Source organism: Pseudomonas sp. NPDC088885 (assembly GCF_044750025.1).
In the GTDB taxonomy this organism is placed as follows: Bacteria; Pseudomonadota; Gammaproteobacteria; order Pseudomonadales; family Pseudomonadaceae; genus Aquipseudomonas; species Aquipseudomonas rustica.
In genome coordinates, this window is the sequence record NZ_JBIVJB010000097.1 from 1 (window position 1) to 16,702 (window position 16,702).

Genomic DNA, 16,702 nt, shown 5'->3' on the forward strand with positions numbered 1-16,702 from the left:
ACATCCACGTCGTGGTGAACAACTCGTACCTGGGTCTGATCCGTCAGGCACAGCGCGGGTTCGAAATGGACTACTGCGTGCAGCTGTCCTTCGATAACCTGAACGCGCCGGAACTCAACGGTTACGGTGTTGACCACGTCGCAGTGGCTGAAGGCCTTGGCTGTAAAGCGCTGCGTGTGTTCGAGCCATCGGAAATCGCCCCTGCCCTGCGCAAGGCCGAACAGATGATCGAAGAGTTCAAGGTGCCGGTCATCGTCGAGATCATTCTGGAGCGTGTGACCAACATCTCCATGGGTACCGAGATCAACGCCGTCAACGAATTCGAAGACCTGGCGCTGGTCGGCAACGATGCGCCAACGGCGATTTCGCTGCTTGATTAACTGCTGACCGCTGATCGTTCCCACGCTCTGCGTGGGAACGCAGCCCGGGACGCTCTGCGTCCCAAAGCGGACGCAGAGCGTCCATTGAGGCATTCCCACGCAGAGCGTGGGAACGAGAATCTAGAACGGGAGACTACCATGCCGCGTTTCGCAGCCAACCTGTCCATGCTGTTCACCGAACAGGATTTCCTTGCCCGTTTCGACGCCGCCGCCAAGGCTGGTTTCAGCGGTGTCGAGTACCTGTTCCCGTACGATTTCAGCTCTGCCGAAATCAAGGCCAAGCTCGACGCCAACGGTCTGACCCAAGTGCTGTTCAACCTGCCGGCCGGTGACTGGGCCAAGGGCGAGCGCGGTATCGCGTGTCTGCCGGATCGGGTTGAAGAGTTCCGTGCCGGTGTCGATCTGGCGATCGCTTACGCACAAGTGCTGGGCAACACCCAGATCAACTGCCTGGCCGGTATTCGTCCGCAAGGCGTTGATGATGTCACCGTGGAAAAAACCTTCGTTGCCAACCTGAAATACGCGGCTGACAAGCTGCAAGCGGCGGGCATCAAACTGGTGATGGAAGCGATCAACACCCGCGACATCCCGGGTTTCTACCTGAACAACACGGCGCAAGCCCTGTCGATTCGCGAACAGGTCGGCAGCGCCAATCTGTATCTGCAATACGACATCTATCACATGCAAATCATGGAAGGCGATCTGGCCCGCACCCTGCAATCGCACCTGGGCGAGATCAACCATGTGCAGCTCGCGGACAACCCGGGCCGCAACGAGCCGGGCACCGGTGAGATCAACTACCGCTTCCTGTTCGAACACCTCGACCGCATCGGTTATCAGGGTTGGGTCGGTTGCGAATACAAGCCGCTGACCACCACCGAAGCAGGCCTGGGCTGGCTGAAAACCCACAACGCAATCTGACAAACACATGACCCTGTAGGAGCTGCCGAAGGCTGCGATCTTTTGATCTTGTTATTTGAAGATCAAGATCAAAAGATCGCAGCCTTCGGCAGCTCCTACAGGGGAAAGACAAAAACAAGAGGATTTTCTCATGGCTAAAATCGGATTTATCGGCACCGGCATCATGGGCCACCCAATGGCTTCGAACCTGCAGAAAGCCGGTCACAGCCTGTTCCTGTCGGCGCACCACGACGCCGCCCCGGCCGATCTGGTTGCCGCTGGCGCCGTCGCCCTGGCCAACCCGCGCGAAGTGGCGCAGGAAGCTGAATTCATCATCGTCATGGTGCCGGATACCCCGCAGGTAGACGACGTACTGTTCCGCGCTGACGGCGTTGCCGCTGGTCTGAGCAAAGGCAAAATCGTGATCGACATGAGCTCGATCTCGCCGACCGCCACCAAGGCCTTCGCGGCGAAGATCAACGAGAAAGGCGCGCAATACCTCGACGCACCGGTATCCGGTGGTGAAGTCGGCGCCAAAGCGGCGACCCTGAGCATCATGATCGGTGGCGACGCCGATGCCTTCGAACGCGCGCTGCCACTGTTCCAGGCCATGGGCAAAAACATCACCCTGGTCGGTGGCAATGGCGACGGTCAAACCGCCAAAGTCGCCAACCAGATCATCGTTGCGCTGAACATTCAGGCCGTCGCTGAAGCCCTGCTGTTCGCTTCGAAAAACGGTGCTGATCCAGCCAAGGTGCGTGAAGCACTGATGGGTGGTTTCGCGTCCTCGAAGATCCTTGAAGTACACGGCGAGCGCATGATCAAAGGCACTTTCGATCCAGGCTTCCGCATCAGCCTGCACCAGAAAGACCTGAACCTGGCCCTGCAAGGCGCCAAAGAGCTGAACATCAACCTGCCAAACACCGCCAACGCCCAGCAAGTGTTCAGCACCTGCGCAGCGATCGGTGGCAGCAACTGGGATCACTCGGCGCTGATCAAAGGTCTGGAGCACATGGCCAACTTCTCGATTCGCGACAACAAATAAGCCCTGCCCCGTCGCTCGTTCCCACGCTCTGCGTGGGAATGCAGCCCGGGACGCTCCGCGTCCCTGCCGAAGCGGACGCAGAGCGTCCATTGAGGCATTCCCACGCAGAGCGTGGGAACGATCATCAGCATTAACCAAGAACAATAAGATTGGGAGCCCGCCATGTCGGTCGATCCGCAACAACTGCTGCGCGAGCTGTTTGCCACAGCCATCGACGCGGCCCATCCGAACCAAGTCCTCGAAACCCATCTGCCTGCCGATCGTACCGGTCGGGTGATCGTCATCGGTGCCGGCAAAGCCGCTGCTGCGATGGCGCAAGTGGTCGAGAATTGCTGGGAAGGTGACGTGTCTGGCCTGGTGGTGACCCGCTACGGTCACGGCGCCCCGTGCGAAAAAATCGAAGTGGTCGAAGCCGCGCATCCGGTGCCGGACGCTGCCGGTCTGGCCGTGGCCAAACGCGTGCTCGAACTGGTCAGCAACCTGACCGAGGACGACCGCGTAATCTTCCTGCTCTCCGGCGGTGGTTCTGCCCTGCTCGCATTGCCGGCCGAAGGCATCACCCTCGCCGACAAGCAGTCGATCAACAAAGCCCTGCTCAAATCCGGCGCGACCATCGGCGAGATGAACTGCGTGCGCAAGCACCTCTCGGCGATCAAGGGCGGCCGTCTCGGCAAGGCCTGCTGGCCTGCCACTGTTTACACCTACGCGATTTCCGATGTGCCGGGCGACCTCGCCACGGTCATCGCTTCCGGCCCGACCGTGGCCGATCCAAGCACCTCCGCCGAAGCGCTGGCGATCATCAAACGCTACGGCATCGAGATTCCCGTTTCCGTGCGCAACTGGTTGCAAAGCCCAGAGTCGGAAACCGTCAAACCCGGTGATCCGAGTCTTGCGCGCAGCCACTTCCAATTGATCGCCCGTCCTCAGCAATCGCTGGACGCGGCGGCAGTGAAATGCCGTCAGGCCGGCTTCAGCACGCTGATCCTCGGCGACCTCGAAGGTGAGTCGCGCGAAGTGGCGAAAGTCCACGCCGGCATCGCCCGCCAGATCATCAACCATGGCCAGCCATTGGCAGCCCCGTGCGTGATTTTGTCCGGCGGCGAAACCACCGTGACCGTGCGCGGCAATGGCCGTGGCGGACGCAACGCCGAATTCCTTCTGAGCCTGACCGAAAATCTCAAAGGCCAGCCCGGCGTCTATGCCCTGGCCGGTGACACCGACGGCATCGACGGTTCGGAAGACAACGCCGGCGCGATCATGACCCCGGACAGCTACGCCCGCGCCGCCGCCCTCGGTTTGAGCGCCAGCGACGAGCTGGATAACAACAACGGCTACGGCTATTTCGAGGCGCTCGATGCGCTGATCGTCACCGAGCCGACCCGCACCAACGTCAACGACTTCCGCGCCATTCTGATCCTTGAGAGCTGCAAACCATGACGCCTGATAAAAAGGTCAAAATCCTCGCCACCCTCGGGCCTGCCGTCGACGGCATCGAAGAGATCCGTGAACTGGTCGAGGCCGGGGTGAATATCTTCCGCCTGAACTTCAGCCACGGCGATCACGCCGACCACGCCAAACGCTATCAGTGGATCCGCGAAGTCGAGCGCCAGCTCAACTACCCGCTGGGCATTCTGATGGACTTGCAGGGGCCGAAACTGCGCGTCGGCAAGTTTGCCGACGGCAAGGTGCAACTGCATCGCGGTCAGGCCTTCCGTCTGGATCTGGACGCGACGCCGGGCGATGAGCGCCGGGTGAATCTGCCGCATCCGGAAATCATTGCCGCACTGGAAGCGGGCATGGATCTGCTGCTCGACGACGGCAAACTGCGTCTGCGTGTGGTGACCAAGTACGAGGATGCGATCGACACCACCGTGCTCAATGGCGGCGAATTGTCGGACCGCAAAGGCGTCAACGTGCCGCAAGCCGTGCTCGACCTCAGCCCGCTGACCGCCAAGGATCGCCGCGACCTGAGCTTCGGTCTGGAACTGGGTGTGGACTGGGTCGCGCTGTCGTTTGTGCAGCGTCCGCAAGACATCATCGAAGCCCGCGCACTGATCGGCGACAAAGCCTTTCTGATGGCGAAAATCGAGAAGCCTTCCGCCGTTGAACAACTGCGCGAAATCGCGGAACTGAGCGACGCGATCATGGTGGCTCGGGGTGACCTCGGCGTTGAAGTGCCGGCAGAAAGCGTGCCGCAGATCCAGAAGAACATCATCACTACCTGCCGCGAGCTGGGCAAACCGGTGGTGGTGGCGACGCAGATGCTCGAGTCGATGCGCTTCTCCCCTGCCCCGACCCGCGCCGAGGTGACTGACGTCGCCAACGCCGTGGCCGAAGGTGCCGATGCAGTGATGCTGTCGGCGGAAACTGCGTCCGGCGAGTACCCGCTGGAAGCCGTGCAGATGATGAGCAAGATCATCCGCCAGGTGGAGAACGGCCCGGATTATCAGACTCAGCTCGACGTCAGCCGGCCGAAGGCTGAAGCGACCGTGTCCGATGCGATCAGTTGCGCGATCCGTCGCATCAGCAACGTGCTGCCGGTGGCGGTGCTGGTCAACTACAGCGAGTCGGGCACCTCGAGTCTGCGTGCAGCGCGGGAGCGGCCGAAAGCGCCGATCCTCAACCTGACGCCGAACCTGCAAACCGCGCGGCGTCTGAGCGTGGCGTGGGGGATTCACTCGGTGGTCAACGATCGCCTGCGTCAGGTCGACGAAGTCTGCTCGACCGCACTGGAAATCGCCCAGGCCCAAGGCATGGCCGAGCGTGGCGACACGCTGCTGATTACTGCCGGTGTGCCGTTTGGTCAGCCTGGATCGACTAACTCGCTGCGGATCGAAACATTGATTTAACCGCCCACCATGATCGTTCCCACGCTCCGCGTGGGAATGCGGCCCGGGACGCTCTGCGTCCCAAGAGCAGACGCAGAGCGTCCTTTGAGGCATTCCCACGCAGAGCGTGGGAACGATCAGTACCGAATGAACTGCCATGCCTGCCAATCATTTCAACACCCACTGCCCCGACTGGGCCGAGGCTTTGCTCAACGGTTTCAGTCAAATATTCCTCCAGCGCCATCCGCTGTGCGGCTTGCTGTGTCTGTTGGCGATCCTGCTGACCGCACCGGTGTTGTTCGCCGGGGCGCTGCTCGGTGCCGTCGCCGGATTGCTCACCGCGCAACGCCGCAATTACGCCAAGGCTGATCGCCAGGCTGGACTGTTCAGCTACAACGGCATCTTGCTCGGCCTGCTGCTGAGCCTGTATTTCCCGTGGTCGCCGATGCTTCCACCGCTGATTCTCGCCGCCGGCGGCTTGAGCGCGATGGTCACGCAGCAGTGGCTCAAACATGTCTACAGCAGCCGATCGATTCCGGCCTACACCTCGCCGTTCGTGGCCATGAGTTGGGTTCTGCTGCTGTTCGCCGAACCGTCGGCGCCGATGGCACACGTCGAAATGAGCACGCTGAACCTGCTCGCCGCCGAACTGCGGGGCCTCGGCCAGGTGATGTTTCTCGGTCATCCACTGGCCGGCGCATTGGTCGCCATCGGCTTGCTGGTCGCGGATCGCCGCGCGTTTTGCTGGGCACTGTTGGCGTCGGCGATCGGCCTCGGCTCGAGCCTGCTGCACCACGAAACCAGCGTCGCACTGCTCGGCATCGGCAGCTACAACGCCGTGCTCGCCGCCCTCGCCTTTTCGTCGCAACGCCAACAACCGTGGTTGCCGCTGCTCGGCATCGTTCTCGCGCTGCTGGTGACGCCGCTGTTTGCCGCCATCGGCCTGGCCACTTTGACCGCGCCGTTCATCCTCGCCGGCTGGCTGATCCGCGCCGGGATTCAGATGCTCGGCAAAGCGTCGGTCGAGCGTGCGCCTTGCGCTCACGGGGAGAATCAACCTAGGCTGCGCTGATCTTTGATTCAGGCGTTTTCCATGGACAGCAGCAACAATTGGCGCGAACGGCTCTACGTCATGATTTTCCAGAGCGACACCCTCGCCGGGCGTCGCTTCGACGGCATCTTGCTGTTGATCATCCTCGCCAGTCTGGTGATCGTGATGCTCGACAGCATCGACAGCATTCACCAGAACTACGCGAACGTGCTGGCCTACATCGAGTGGGGCTTCACGATCATCTTTCTTGGCGAGTACATCCTGCGTCTGTACTGCTCACCGAAGCCGCTGCGCTACGCCTTCAGTTTTTACGGGCTGGTGGATTTGCTGGCGATCGTGCCCGGCATCCTTGCGCTGTATTACAGCGATGCGCAGTACCTGCTGATCATTCGGATCATCCGCATGCTGCGGATTTTCCGCGTGCTCAAACTCAGCCCGTACCTCAAACAAGCCAATTACCTGATGTCGGCGCTGCGTGGCAGCAAGCAGAAAATCGTCGTGTTTCTGGTCAGCGTCTGCACGCTGGTGACGGTATTCGGCACGCTGATGTACGTGATCGAAGGCCCGGAGCATGGCTTCACCAGCATTCCCAAAGGCATCTATTGGGCGATCGTCACGCTGACCACCGTGGGCTTCGGCGACATCGTGCCGAAGACGCCGCTGGGCCAGGTGATTTCGTCGCTGGTGATGATCACCGGTTACTCGATCATCGCCGTGCCCACCGGTATCTTCACCGCCGAACTGGCCAATGCGATGCGCGGTGAACAGCTGCAGCACGACTGCCCGGTGTGCAGGAAAAACAGCCACGAACACGGCGCGGCGTTCTGCTCGCGGTGCGGCAATCAGCTATTCAAGAAAGTGGAATAAGCAAAGAGCTTTTTAATCTTTAAGCGACTATGCGCGCCCCGTTATAGTCAGTGGCAATTGAACATCACCCCCCGCACATACGCAAACAACAAGGAATGCGCAGTGAAAAAACTCTTTGGCGCCTCACTTCTCGCCGCCGGCCTGGCCTTGGCCAACATCGCTCAGGCAGCCCCGACGCTGCTTAACGTTTCCTACGACGTGATGCGCGATTTCTACAAGGACTACAACACTGCGTTCCAGAAACACTGGCAAGCCGAGCACAACGAAAACATCACCGTGCAGATGTCCTTCGGCGGTTCGAGCAAGCAAGCGCGCTCGGTAATCGATGGCCTGCCGGCTGACGTCATCACCATGAACATGGCCACCGACATCAACGCCCTCGCCGACAACGGCAAACTGGTGCCGGAAAACTGGGTCACCCGTCTGCCGAACAACAGCGCGCCGTTCACCTCGGCCACTGTGTTCATCGTGCGTAAAGGCAACCCGAAAGCCCTGAAAGACTGGCCGGATCTGCTCAAGGACGGCGTGCAAGTGATCGTGCCAAACCCGAAAACCTCGGGTAACGGCCGCTACACCTACCTGTCGGCCTGGGGTTATGTGCTGAAGAACGGCGGCGACGAGAACAAGGCCAAGGCGTTCGTCGGCAAACTGTTCAAGCAAGCGCCAGTGCTGGATACCGGTGGCCGTGCCGCGACCACCACGTTCATGACCAACCAGATCGGCGACGTGCTGGTGACCTTCGAAAACGAAGCGGAAATGATTGCTCGCGAGTTTGGTCGTGATCAGTTTGAAGTGATCTACCCGAGCGTTTCGGCAGAGGCTGAGCCACCGGTGTCGGTGGTGGATAAAGTCGTCGACAAGAAAGGTTCACGGGCGGCGGCGGATGAGTACCTGAAGTACCTGTGGTCGCCGGAAGGGCAGGAGATTGCGGCAGCGAACTACCTGCGTCCGCGTGATCCGGCGGTGCTGGCGAAGTACACCGATCGCTTCCCGAAAGTTGATTTCTTGTCGGTGGAGAAGACCTTTGGTGACTGGCGTACGGTGCAGAAGACTCACTTCAATGACGGCGGTGTGTTCGATCAGATCTACACCGGCCAGTAACACCTGATTACCCTTGTAGGAGCTGCCGAAGGCTGCGATCTTTTGATCTTGATCTTAAATACAAGATCAAAAGATCGCAGCCTTCGGCAGCTCCTACAGGGGGATTGTGTTTAGGCGATTACATCGGTGGCGTCACCCCATCCTTACCCGCAGAAATCGACTGCGCCGTCAGCGTGCCATCCGCGCTCTGCGTCACGAACGTGACAATCTTCACCCCAACCTTCAGCAAGCTCCGATCGCCCGGCAGCAGATTCACAATCGGCACATCCTCCGGCACCAGAATCTTCTGCTGCCCACCCTTGTAGTTCACCGTCAGCACCCGCCCATTGCTCACCACCAGATCGCCGACGCTGCCATTGGTCATGCTGCTGCCCTTGGCCAGGTCAAACGGCCGATGACCGTCGCCACTCCCCGCCAGCTCCGGCGGGAACACATGCACTTCCAGCGCCTTGAGTGTGCCGTCCTCCTGAGGCATCGCCGCCGAGCCGATGTAGCTGCCGGGTTTGATGTCTTCGATGTTGGCCAGGGTAACGGCGCGAACCTTGGTGTCGCCGGTCAACTGAATCACCACGCTCTCGCCGCTGTTGACGTGGACTTTCAAGCTGTCCGGGCTGACCCCGGTGATCTCGCCGCGCACGCCGAGGCGCATGCCCGGTGCGTCGGCGGCCTGCACGCTGGCGCCGCCGAGCAGGCTGATCAGGACAATCGTTGCAGTATGGCGAAGCGTCTGACGAAACATTGCATTCCTCCGGTGATGAACGTGGAACAAGCCGATGCAAACATAAGCACGCTATCGAAGAAGATGTAAGTGAATGTATCATCAGCCTTCAACGGTCGGACGCAAGGTTCGCCCCGAATGGCCACGGCCGTCATTACCCGACGTAATAACTGATATCAACCGAAGGCTGCTTCTGCCCGTTCGGTTTGTCCCTTAGCCTCACCGCATTCCTTTCGCTGGATCGAGTAACCCCTATGACCGCCACGACTCACGCAATGACCCGAGGCATGGTGCTGCTGTTCGCCTTCTGCTGCGGCGCCATCGTTGCCAACATCTACTACGCGCAGCCAATCATCGGCCTGATCGCGCCGGACATCGGCCTGAGCGACACCATGGCCAGTTTCATCGTTTCGCTGACGCAGATCGGTTATGCGCTGGGCCTGTTCTTTCTGGTACCGCTGGCGGATCTCCTGGAAAACCGCCGGTTGATGATCATCACTACCGTGGTGGCGATTGCCAGCCTGTTGGCGGCGGCGTTTACCGATCAGCCCAATGTGTTTCTGCTGATCTCGTTGTTGGTGGGTTTCAGTTCGGTATCGGTGCAGATTCTGATTCCTCTGGCGGCGCACCTTGCTCCGGAAGAATCCCGTGGTCGTGTGGTCGGCGGGATCATGGGCGGTTTGTTGCTGGGTATTCTGTTAGCACGACCGGTATCGAGCGTGGTTGCAGATCACCTCGGCTGGCGGGCGATGTTTATGATTGCTGCGGCACTGATGGCGGCGATCAGCGTGGTGTTGGCGCTGACCGTGCCCAAGCGCCAGCCGGATCACAGCGCCACGTATGGCCAACTGCTTGGCTCGTTGTGGACGCTGCTGCGCCAACAACCGGTGCTGCGTCAGCGCGCGTTTTATCAGGGCTGCATGTTCGCCACGTTCAGCCTGTTCTGGACGGCCGTGCCGCTGGAACTGGCGCGCAACCATGGTTTGTCGCAAAGCGAGATCGCGATTTTCGCGCTGGTCGGCGCCATCGGTGCCATCGCCGCCCCTATCAGCGGGCGCCTGGCCGACGCCGGCCACACCCGCATCGCCTCGCTGCTGGCCATGATCTTCGCCAGCCTGAGCTTCCTGCCCGCCTTCATCCACCCCGCCTACAGCGTCATCGGCCTGGCCGTGACCGGCGTGGTGCTCGACTTCTGCGTACAAATGAACATGGTGCTCGGCCAACGCGCGGTCTACTCGCTGGATGCAAAAAGCCGTGGTCGCCTCAACGCCCTGTACATGACCAGCATCTTCATCGGCGGCGCCTTCGGCTCGTCGGTGGCCAGTGCGGTGTATGAACATGGCGGCTGGTTGTGGATCGTGATTGTGGGGAGTGTGTTTCCGTTGTTGGCGTTGCTGCGGTTTTTGAGTGCTTCGCAAGGGCGATCGTTGGCCACGGCGTAAGCTGCAAAAGCTTCGCGAGCAGGCTCGCTCCCACAGGTCACTCACCGGGCCTGAGGGAGCGAGGACGGTTAATACCGAACCAGCTTCTCCATCGCCGCATCCGCCAGAAAGGAGGAGCGGCTTTTGACGTTGTGTTCGCGCACATAACGATCGATGCGCTGAATCACGTAACCGGGGAGCGTCACGTTGACCTTCTCGGTCTTGCCCAGATACGGCGAGATATCCAGCTCGAGCATGCCCCAGCCCATCTCGGCGAACTCCGGGTTATTACGGTGCGCCGAGGCAGAGGTCGGCATTGGAATAGCGTCGCCATCTGCTGCAATCTCCTGCAGCATGATGTGCGCAATTTCGACGGCCGCATTGTAGGCATCCTCAAAGCTATCCCCGGCCGTCACGGCGCCAGGAATATCGGGGATCTGAATACCGATGGCAGTGTTCTCGTCGCCCCATTCGATGCAGATTGGGTATTGCATTACGGATCTCCTTTGTAACTGACTGACGGGTTGTATAACCCGGCACGCCGCCTGATGCTCTTGACCGTCCCTAACGGTAAATCCTTCTTCGGATGAGGGACGGGAATCGTGTTCGGGTTATAGCGATGAGTGAAAATGTGATGACTGCCGGTGATCCGATCCAGCGTCCAGCCCGCCTCCTCCAGCTCCTTGATCAATTGCCTGCTTTGCACCAACCGCCTCCTTGCCCTAGCCTTTTAAAAATAACCCTAGAGTTACCTTTACTCAAGCACAGAAATGCTCAGAGCGACGCCCGGTTGTTTTACAACATGTGATTGATCGCATCAGAAGCATCTCCGATCAGAACTCCCCTGTGGGAGCGGGCTTGCTCGCGAAGGCGTCGTGTCAGTCGACCTTTACTAACCTGACACACCGCTTTCGCGAGCAAGCCCGCTCCCACAGAGTTTCTCGATCCGCTTCAAGATTTGCGCATGACGCAGACAAAAAAACGGCGATCCGAAGATCGCCGTTTTCATTTACTCCCCGAACTGCTTGCCCAGTCCCGGTGGCACGCCGTGGATGTTGGTGTCTTCCCACGGGCCGTTGGGGCTGATCGAGCGGCTCCAGCCGTTGTTCCAGCGGTAGTAGGTGCGCTGGCGGTAGAAGGTGTTGGTCTGGTCGTCGAGGACGTAGACGCCGAGTTTCTGATCCCAGTGGCTGTTGCCGCCCGGCGGTGGGGCGAAGCTGGCTGAGGTGCGCGGGACGGGTTTTGCCGGTTTCGCCGGGATGCTTTTGCCCGGTGTTGGCGAGGTCGACGGGGTCGGGCTTGGTTGCGACGGCGGGATCGGCGGCAGGTTGGTCGTCGGTTCCGGGCGTTGCACCGCACATGCACTCAAGCCCAGGGCCAGTGTGAGGACTGTGATTCGGGCGATGGTGTGCATGGCGGTGCTTTCCTTGTTTGCCCGATTATTTGTCCGGGCTGTCGATGGTCAGTGTTTGTAGCGCGGTGGTGCTGCTGGCCAGAGGGCCGCTGCGACCGACCCATTCCCCGGCAGTCGGTTGGCCGGCACGGGACACGCGCGCAACCAGTTGGACTTCAGGGAAGTTCGACAGTTTCAACTGCGGCATCATTGCGTCGGCATCGCCCAGTTCGACGGTCACCGGCAGATCCGCCACGGTCAGGCGCTTGGCGGCCAACGGTGCCGGTGGGCCGGAGGTGGCGCGGGCGAAGATGAACACGCTGTCGCCCGGTTGCACTTTGCCTTTGAGCTCGCTGGCCAGATCAACGCTGACTTTCAACAGCGCAGCTTTCGCCGGTGCGGGCGCCGCAGCGACCTTGCCGCCGCTGGCTTCCAGACGTTCGGCTGCGCGCTTGATTCCGCCTTCCAGCGCGGCACGGGAATTGTCGTCCGGCGGCAATTGCGCAAGCAGACGGTTCCAGTAATCGATGGCTTGCTGAAAGCGCTCGCCTTCGAACGCGGCGATGCCGAGCAGACCGAGGCTGGTGACTTCTTTCGGATCAGCCTTCAACGCTTCGTCAGTCAGTGCCTGAATTTTGTCCGACCACTTTTTGCCATCGGCAAAATACTGCGCCTGCGCCCACTGGCCGAGCAGTTCCGGCTGGCGACCGGCAAGATTGGCGGCGCGCTCGAACATCTTCGCTGCGTCCGCCGGACGATCCTGAGCCATGTAGGTACGGCCGAGGAAGTACACGCCCTCAGCAGAATCCGGTTGCGCGGCAACGGCGCGCTCCAGACGCTGGGTCATCTCTTCCATCGACTTCGGTGCTTCGGCGAATTCGCGGGTCAGTTCGACTTTTTCCACGGCACCGAAATGCATGTACAAGCCCAGCCCCAGCACCGGAACCAGCACGGCGGCCAGCAGCGGCAACGGTTTGCCCAATCGGGAAACCCGTGGCGCCGCAACCCCTTCGGTATCGGCCAGCAACTCACGCGCCGCTTCCGCGCGACCGCTGTCCATTTGCGCCGCGTCGAGCACGCCTTCGGCCTGTTGCGATTGCAACTCGGCAACGCGCTCCTCGTACAACGCGACGTTCAGGGCAGTACGATCCTCTTCACGCTGGGCGCGACGTTCACGCAGAACCGGGATCAGCAGGAAACTCAGGGCGACCAGAAGCAACAGCCCTGCAGCAAGCCAGAAATCAATCATTCTTGGTTTTTATCCAACAGTTGGTCGAGGCGCTGACGCTCTTCGGTGGACAGCGATTGCGGGGTGTCGGCGCGTTGACCGCGACGACGGCGGACGATCACCGCGATCACCACGAAACCACCGAGCAGCAAACCGGCCGGGCCGAACCACAGCAGCGCGGTCTTGGCGTTGAGTGCCGGTTTGTAGCGGACGAAATCACCGTAGCGATCGACCATGAAGTCGATGATCTGCTGGTTGTCCTTGCCCTCGCCGAGCATGCGGAAAATCTCTTTGCGCAGGTCAGCGGCAATCGGTGCGTTGGAGTCAGCGATGTCCTGGTTCTGGCACTTGGGGCAGCGCAGTTCCTTGGTCAGTTCGCGGAAGCGCTCGCGATCGCCTTCTTTGGCAAACTCGTAGGTGTCGATGGCGGCGTGGGCCACGCCAACCAGACTCAAACCCAATACCACGGCAGCTAGAAAACGCTTCATGGCTTGGCCTCATCGACCAGCGCCTGATATTTGGCCGCGAGTTTTTCGCGCCAGACTTGCTCGTCGATCACGCCGACGTATTTGTCGCGGATGATGCCTTTGGCGTCGATGAAGAAGGTTTCCGGCGCGCCGTACACACCCAGATTCAGGCCCAACGAGCCTTCATCGTCACGAATGTCCAGCACGTAAGGGTTGTGAAATTCGCTCAACCATTTCAAGGCATCGGCGTTGGTGTCTTTGTAGTTGACGCCATAGATCACCACGCCACGCTCGGCGAGTTTGTTCAGCACCGGATGCTCGACCCGGCAGGAAATGCACCAGGTGCCCCACACATTGACCAGAGCCGGTTTGCCGAGAATGTCAGCCTTGGTCAGGGTCTTGTCGCCCTGCACGCTCGGCAGGGAAAACTCCGGGAATGGCTTGTTGATCATCGCCGACGGCAGCTCCGACGGATCAAGGTACAGACCGCGATACAGAAACACCGCCACCAGCAGAAAAATCGCCAATGGCACCAGCATCAACCAACGTCTCATGCAGCCGCTCCCGTCATGCCCAGTGCTTCACGCACCTTGGATTTCACCTTGACCCGATAACGTCGATCGAGCGCCGCCAGCAACCCACCGAAACCGGTGAGCAAGCCGCCGAACCAGATCCAGCGCACGAACGGTTTGACGTGTACGCGCACGGCCCACGCGCCGTTATCCAGCGGCTCGCCGAGGGCGACATACAAGTCACGGGTGAAACCGGCGTCGATCCCGGCTTCGGTCATCACCGAGTTCTGCACGGTGTACAGACGTTTTTCCGGATGCAGCACGCTGATTTCCTTGCCATTGCGAATGACGCGAATGGTGCCTTTGTCAGACGTGAAGTTCGGTCCTTCGAAGTGCTTGGCGCCTTCGAAGACGAAGTGATAACCGGCCAGATCCATCGACTCGCCCGGCGCCAGACGCAAGTCGCGCTCGGCACTATTCTGACTCGACAACACCACGCCCAACGCGCAAACCGCGATGCCGAGGTGAGCGATCTGCATGCCCCAATAGCTGCGGGTCAGGGTCGGCAAGCCTTTGATCAGGCCTTTGTGACGGGTCTTGTCGAAGATGTCGCGCACGCCGGCGAGCAACACCCACGCGGCGAGCAGGAAGGTCGCGATGACCGCCCAGTTGAAATCGCCGTAAGCGATACCGGCAACCACGGCCAGCGCCACGCTACCCAGCAACACCGGGGTCAGCATGTTCACCAGCCATTTCACCGGGGTGTCTTTCCAGCGCACGACCATGCCGATTGCCATCACCACCATCAACAGCGCCATCAAAGGAATGAACAGCGCGTTGAAGTACGGCGGACCGACCGACAGCTTGGCGCCGCTGATCGCATCGAGAATCAGCGGATAGAGTGTGCCAAGCAGGATCATCGACGCGGCCACGACCAGCACCAGGTTGTTGCCCAGCAGCAGGGTTTCCCGCGACCACAGGTTGAAGCCAACCTGGCTCTTCACCACTGGTGCGCGCAACGCAAACAGCGTCAACGAACCACCGACCACGAACAACAGGAAGATCAGAATAAACACGCCACGTTCAGGATCGGAGGCGAAAGCGTGTACCGAAGTCAGCACGCCGGAACGCACGAGGAAGGTACCGAGCAGGCTCAGCGAGAACGCAGCAATCGCCAGCAACACCGTCCAACTCTTGAACACGCCACGTTTTTCCGTGACCGCCAACGAGTGGATCAGCGCGGTGCCGACCAGCCAAGGCATGAAGGAAGCGTTTTCCACCGGATCCCAGAACCACCAGCCGCCCCAGCCGAGTTCGTAATACGCCCACCACGAACCGAGGGTGATGCCGATGCCGAGGAAGGCCCAGGCGACGATCGTCCACGGACGCGACCAGCGCGCCCACGCCGCATCCAGTCGACCACCCATCAGCGCGGCGATGGCGAAAGCGAAGGCCACCGAAAAACCGACATAACCCATGTACAGCATCGGCGGGTGAACGATCAGGCCGATGTCTTGCAGCAATGGGTTGAGGTCAGCGCCGTTGCTCGGCATTTGCGGCAGGATGCGTTTGAACGGGTTGGACGTGAGGATCAGGAACAGCAGGAAACCGGTGCTGATCATGCCCATCACCGCCAGCACGCGGGCGAGCATGACTTGCGGCAACTGTCGGGAGAACACCGACACCGCGAACGTCCAGCCACCGAGAATCAGTGCCCACAGCAGCAACGAACCTTCGTGGGCACCCCACACGGCGCTGAATTTGTAATACCACGGCAACGCGGTATTCGAGTTGTTCGCCACGTAAGCGACGGAGAAGTCGTCGACCATGAATGCGTAGGTCAAGGCGCCGAAGGCGAACAGCAAAAACGCAAACTGCCCCCACGCGGCCGGCTGGGCCAGACTCATCCAGAAACGATCACCGCGCCAGGCGCCAATCAATGGCACCACGGCCTGCACCAGCGCAAAACACAGTGCCAGAATCATCGCCAGATGGCCCAACTCAGGAATAAAAATCGCCGACGTCATGGATCAACCCTCCTTCGCAGGTGTTGGGGCGGATTGACCGCTGTCTTTCAAGGCTTTGGTCACTTCCGGCGGCATGTACTTCTCGTCGTGCTTGGCCAGCACTTCATCGGCGACGACCACGCCATCAGCGTTGATCTTGCCCAGCGCCACGATGCCCTGCCCTTCGCGGAACAAGTCCGGGAGGATGCCGCGGTAGGTGATGGTCACGGATTTGTTGAAATCGGTGACGACGAATTTGACGTCCAGCGAGTCCGGTGAACGTTGCAGCGAGCCTTTCTCGACCATGCCGCCGGCACGGATGCGCGTGTCTTGCGGCGCTTCGCCGTTGGCGATCTGCGTCGGCGTATAGAACAGATTGATGTTCTGCTGCAGGGCGCTGAGGGCCAGGCCGACGGCAGCGCCGACCCCGACCAGAATGGCCAGAATGATGATCAGACGTTTCTTGCGCAGCGGATTCACTTGCCGTTCTCCCGGCGCAGACGACGCGCCTCTTGTTGCAGATACCGCTTGCGGGCCAGGATCGGCGCCGCCACGTTAAGCGCCAGTACCGCCAGACAGATGCCGTAGGCCGACCAGACATAAAGGCCATGATGGCCCATGGCGAGAAAATCGCCGAATGAAGCAAAACTCATCGAGCGGCCTCCAGACTGTTCTGTACTTCTTCTTTCACCCAACTGGCGCGGGCTTCGCGCTTGAGCACTTCAAGGCGCATGCGCAGCAACAGTCTGCGCGCACTGTCGCAAATGGCCGACGAGGCGCAGTCG

The 16,702-nt window shown here is 60.5% G+C and carries 19 protein-coding genes; 9 read left to right on the forward strand and 10 right to left on the reverse strand.

The features are described 5' to 3' along the window. The 8 genes from ACIP1X_RS24265 to ACIP1X_RS24300 form a co-directional block, all read left to right on the forward strand. The coding region (locus tag ACIP1X_RS24265) for a thiamine pyrophosphate-dependent enzyme (protein WP_400755486.1) at window positions 1-380 on the forward strand (380 nt) is incomplete at its 5' end. Between the two features lie 138 nt (window positions 381-518). Next, window positions 519-1,301 (forward strand): hydroxypyruvate isomerase, encoded by a 783-nt coding sequence (hyi, locus tag ACIP1X_RS24270; RefSeq protein WP_159812681.1) that lies wholly within the window; start codon window positions 519-521, stop codon window positions 1,299-1,301. A 130-nt stretch (window positions 1,302-1,431) separates the two neighbouring features. Further along, window positions 1,432-2,325 carry a 2-hydroxy-3-oxopropionate reductase gene (locus tag ACIP1X_RS24275; RefSeq protein WP_007919937.1) on the forward strand — a complete coding sequence of 298 codons (894 nt, stop codon included), beginning with the start codon at window positions 1,432-1,434 and terminating at the stop codon, window positions 2,323-2,325. A gap of 162 nt (window positions 2,326-2,487) precedes the next feature. Next, window positions 2,488-3,762: a glycerate kinase gene (locus ACIP1X_RS24280; protein ID WP_400755488.1), complete on the forward strand. Its 1,275-nt coding sequence runs from the start codon at window positions 2,488-2,490 to the stop codon at window positions 3,760-3,762. Beyond that, entirely contained in the window at window positions 3,759-5,174 is a 1,416-nt protein-coding gene (gene pyk / locus ACIP1X_RS24285) for a pyruvate kinase (protein ID WP_400755490.1), read from the forward strand. The genes ACIP1X_RS24280 and pyk overlap by 4 nt, the downstream gene beginning before the upstream one ends. Before the next feature lie 136 nt (window positions 5,175-5,310). After that, window positions 5,311-6,225, forward strand: coding sequence for an urea transporter (locus ACIP1X_RS24290; protein WP_400755492.1), 915 nt, complete (start codon window positions 5,311-5,313; stop codon window positions 6,223-6,225). 21 nt (window positions 6,226-6,246) lie between these two features. Beyond that, window positions 6,247-7,071, forward strand: a complete 825-nt coding sequence (locus ACIP1X_RS24295) for an ion transporter (RefSeq protein WP_400755494.1) — start codon at window positions 6,247-6,249, stop codon at window positions 7,069-7,071. Between the two features lie 102 nt (window positions 7,072-7,173). Continuing rightward, a complete protein-coding gene (locus tag ACIP1X_RS24300; RefSeq protein ID WP_053118449.1) occupies window positions 7,174-8,172 on the forward strand; it encodes a sulfate ABC transporter substrate-binding protein in 999 nt (332 codons plus the stop codon). Window positions 8,173-8,290: 118 nt separating this feature from the next. Here the strand turns inward: ACIP1X_RS24300 and ACIP1X_RS24305 are convergent, their stop codons facing one another. Continuing rightward, on the reverse strand, window positions 8,291-8,911 hold the full coding sequence (locus ACIP1X_RS24305; RefSeq protein ID WP_400755495.1) for a hypothetical protein: 621 nt from the start codon (window positions 8,909-8,911) through the stop codon (window positions 8,291-8,293). A gap of 233 nt (window positions 8,912-9,144) precedes the next feature. Between ACIP1X_RS24305 and ACIP1X_RS24310 the strand changes: the two genes are divergently transcribed. Beyond that, window positions 9,145-10,332 carry an MFS transporter gene (locus ACIP1X_RS24310; protein ID WP_053118445.1) on the forward strand — a complete coding sequence of 396 codons (1,188 nt, stop codon included), beginning with the start codon at window positions 9,145-9,147 and terminating at the stop codon, window positions 10,330-10,332. A gap of 68 nt (window positions 10,333-10,400) precedes the next feature. On the opposite strand, the gene ACIP1X_RS24315 is transcribed toward ACIP1X_RS24310, so the two are convergent. The 9 genes from ACIP1X_RS24315 to ccmD form a co-directional block, all read right to left on the reverse strand. Beyond that, complete coding sequence (locus tag ACIP1X_RS24315) at window positions 10,401-10,805, reverse strand: type II toxin-antitoxin system HicB family antitoxin (RefSeq protein WP_053118443.1); 405 nt, start codon at window positions 10,803-10,805, stop codon at window positions 10,401-10,403. Next, window positions 10,805-11,017: a type II toxin-antitoxin system HicA family toxin gene (locus tag ACIP1X_RS24320; protein WP_053118442.1), complete on the reverse strand. Its 213-nt coding sequence runs from the start codon at window positions 11,015-11,017 to the stop codon at window positions 10,805-10,807. Before ACIP1X_RS24320 ends, ACIP1X_RS24315 begins: the two co-directional genes overlap by 1 nt. A gap of 303 nt (window positions 11,018-11,320) precedes the next feature. Then, on the reverse strand, window positions 11,321-11,725 hold the full coding sequence (locus tag ACIP1X_RS24325) for a hypothetical protein (RefSeq protein WP_053118435.1): 405 nt from the start codon (window positions 11,723-11,725) through the stop codon (window positions 11,321-11,323). 25 nt (window positions 11,726-11,750) lie between these two features. Then, window positions 11,751-12,953, reverse strand: coding sequence for a c-type cytochrome biogenesis protein CcmI (ccmI, locus tag ACIP1X_RS24330; protein ID WP_053118433.1), 1,203 nt, complete (start codon window positions 12,951-12,953; stop codon window positions 11,751-11,753). Beyond that, window positions 12,950-13,420, reverse strand: coding sequence for a cytochrome c-type biogenesis protein (locus ACIP1X_RS24335; RefSeq protein WP_212544240.1), 471 nt, complete (start codon window positions 13,418-13,420; stop codon window positions 12,950-12,952). Before ACIP1X_RS24335 ends, ccmI begins: the two co-directional genes overlap by 4 nt. Beyond that, the gene (locus ACIP1X_RS24340; RefSeq protein ID WP_400755498.1) at window positions 13,417-13,953 is read right to left on the reverse strand and encodes a DsbE family thiol:disulfide interchange protein; all 537 of its coding nucleotides are present in this window, start codon (window positions 13,951-13,953) and stop codon (window positions 13,417-13,419) included. The genes ACIP1X_RS24335 and ACIP1X_RS24340 overlap by 4 nt, the downstream gene beginning before the upstream one ends. Beyond that, window positions 13,950-15,938, reverse strand: coding sequence for a heme lyase CcmF/NrfE family subunit (locus ACIP1X_RS24345; protein ID WP_400755499.1), 1,989 nt, complete (start codon window positions 15,936-15,938; stop codon window positions 13,950-13,952). The genes ACIP1X_RS24340 and ACIP1X_RS24345 overlap by 4 nt, the downstream gene beginning before the upstream one ends. Window positions 15,939-15,941: 3 nt before the next feature. After that, complete coding sequence (ccmE, locus tag ACIP1X_RS24350) at window positions 15,942-16,397, reverse strand: cytochrome c maturation protein CcmE (protein WP_053118425.1); 456 nt, start codon at window positions 16,395-16,397, stop codon at window positions 15,942-15,944. Next, complete coding sequence (ccmD, locus tag ACIP1X_RS24355; RefSeq protein ID WP_008055370.1) at window positions 16,394-16,570, reverse strand: heme exporter protein CcmD; 177 nt, start codon at window positions 16,568-16,570, stop codon at window positions 16,394-16,396. The genes ccmE and ccmD overlap by 4 nt, the downstream gene beginning before the upstream one ends. Window positions 16,571-16,702 lie beyond the last annotated feature (132 nt).